The 2,159-nt window shown below is 50.2% G+C and carries 5 protein-coding genes and 1 pseudogene; all 6 read left to right on the top strand.

Features of this window, described 5'->3' with window-relative positions; translation table 11 throughout:
* Positions 1–315: phosphoribosyl-AMP cyclohydrolase (hisI, locus tag ACTHUM_RS11975; protein WP_440402962.1), on the top strand; the 315-nt coding region annotated here is incomplete at its 5' end.
* 31 nt (positions 316–346) lie between these two features.
* A complete protein-coding gene (locus ACTHUM_RS11970; protein ID WP_440399762.1) occupies positions 347–670 on the top strand; it encodes a phosphoribosyl-ATP diphosphatase in 324 nt (107 codons plus the stop codon).
* A 118-nt stretch (positions 671–788) separates the two neighbouring features.
* Positions 789–1,112 carry a histidine triad nucleotide-binding protein gene (locus ACTHUM_RS11965; protein ID WP_003748648.1) on the top strand — a complete coding sequence of 108 codons (324 nt, stop codon included), beginning with the start codon at positions 789–791 and terminating at the stop codon, positions 1,110–1,112.
* Between the two features lie 41 nt (positions 1,113–1,153).
* Positions 1,154–1,357, top strand: coding sequence for a Sec-independent protein translocase subunit TatA (gene tatA / locus ACTHUM_RS11960; protein ID WP_003679438.1), 204 nt, complete (start codon positions 1,154–1,156; stop codon positions 1,355–1,357).
* 3 nt (positions 1,358–1,360) lie between these two features.
* Positions 1,361–2,023: a Sec-independent protein translocase protein TatB gene (tatB, locus tag ACTHUM_RS11955; RefSeq protein WP_070460199.1), complete on the top strand. Its 663-nt coding sequence runs from the start codon at positions 1,361–1,363 to the stop codon at positions 2,021–2,023.
* 15 nt (positions 2,024–2,038) lie between these two features.
* Positions 2,039–2,159, top strand: a pseudogene (locus ACTHUM_RS11950) (Sec-independent protein translocase subunit TatC); the annotation flags it as partial.

The following is a 2,159-nucleotide window of genomic DNA, read 5'->3' as shown; positions in this document are numbered from 1 at the left end:
GTGCTGATGGTCGCCTGGATGAACGCAGAAGCCCTGCAAAAAACCGTAGAAACCGGTTTTGCCCACTATTACAGCCGTTCCCGCCAAAAACAATGGATGAAGGGCGAAGAGTCGGGGCATACGCAAAAAGTACACGAATTGCGCCTGGATTGCGATGGCGACGCTGTGGTTATGTTGATTGAACAAAACGGCGGCATTGCCTGTCATACCGGGCGTGAAAGCTGCTTTTACAAAGTTTGGCAAGAGGGTGCATGGCAGACAGTGGATGCCGTGTTGAAAGACGAAGAAGCAATTTACGGATATAAACATCCTTAAGGCCGTCTGAAAGAAATAAGAGAAACCGACCATGACCGATACCATCCTTACCCAAATCCAAAACGTCATCGATTCGCGCAAAGGCGGCGATCCCGATGCTTCTTACGTTGCCCAACTGTTGCACAAAGGCGAAGACAAGATTCTGAAAAAAGTCATCGAGGAAGCGGGCGAAACCTTGATGGCTTCTAAAGATGGCGGCGGCGAACATTTGGTTTACGAAGTGGCGGATTTGTGGTTTCACACCATGGTTTTATTGGCGCATCACGGATTGCGCGCCGAAAATGTGGTCAACGAGCTTGCGCGCCGTCAAGGTTTGTCGGGATTGGTGGAAAAAGCTTCTCGCAAAGAAGCTTGAATTTATATTACAATCCCGTATTTGACCTGTTTCAGAATCCGTCTCTTGGGGCAAAAACGATTTCACTTTGTTTGGCGAAACCCGTTGCACCCGTTTTCAGACGGCCATTGGAGCCATTATGGATAATTGTATTTTCTGCAAAATCGCCGCCAAAGATATTCCGGCACAAACCGTTTACGAAGACGATGAGATGCTTTGTTTCAAAGACATCCGTCCTGCCGCGCCGGTACATCTGCTGCTGATTCCGAAAGTACACTTCGATTCACTGGCACACGCCACTGCCGAACATCAAACCCTGTTGGGTAAAATGATGTTGAAAGTCCCTCAAATCGCCCAAGAGGCAGGTTTGACCGACGGTTTCAAAACCCTGATCAACACAGGCAAAGGCGGCGGACAAGAAGTCTTCCACCTGCATATCCATATCATGGGTACGCCCGCATAATTATTATCTCTTTTTAAATTAAACAAATTCAAGGACTTATCATGGGTAGCTTCTCTCTTTGGCACTGGATTATCGTACTGATTATCGTCGTTTTGGTATTCGGTACCAAAAAATTGCGCAACGTCGGCAAAGATCTCGGCGGCGCAGTGCATGACTTCAAACAAGGCCTGAACGAAGGTACAGACGGCAAAGATGCCAAAAAAGACGAAGTCATCGAACACAAAAAAGACGAAGACAAAGCATAATCCATGTTTGATTTCGGTTTGGGCGAATTGCTGCTGGTCGGCGTTGTTGCCCTGATAGTGCTTGGCCCCGAACGTCTGCCGCAAGCCGCGCGTACGGCTGGGCGTTTGGTCGGTAAATTGCAAGGATTCGTCAATAACGTCAAGCAGGAACTCAACACTCAGGCTGAGTTGGACGAATTGCGCAAGGTGAAGCAGGAATTTGAAACCGCCGCATCCGAGTTTCGCGACGGTATCAAAGACTTGGGCAACGATGCACAAAAAAATCTGAGCGATATTTCAGACGGCCTCAAGCCGTGGGAACGCCTGCCCGAACAGAAAACGCCTGCCGATTTTGGCGTGGACGAGTTCGGTAATCCTCTGCCTGATTTGGCTTCAAGCAGCACTGAAAATGAAAGTGCGGCCCAAGTTCCTGAAGAGGGTGGAGCAGCGCAAACTCAAGAGCCTGTCGGGGCTGAAAATGCCGAGTCCGAGCAAGACCGCGCTTGGCGTGAGTATTTGACCGCATCGGTTTCACCCACTCCGGCGGTCGAAGTCAGCTATGTCGAAGCCCCTGTCGCCGATGTTCCTTCGCTGCATACGACTTCTTTGCGTAAGCAGGCGATGAGCCGCAAACGCGATATGCGTCCGAAATTCCACGCCAAACCCAAACTGCGCGTCCGTAAGTAAAAAGTGAGTCAACCGGTGTCCGAACCTCAACACGAACAACCCGTCCAACCGCTTATCGAGCATCTTCTCGAGCTGCGCCGCCGCATGATGTGGATCGTCATCGGTATCGTCGTCTGCTTTTTGGGTATGATGCCGT

It is taken from the genome of Neisseria sp. P0021.S006 (genome assembly GCF_051956895.1).
This window is presented reverse-complemented; position numbering and strand designations above follow the sequence as displayed.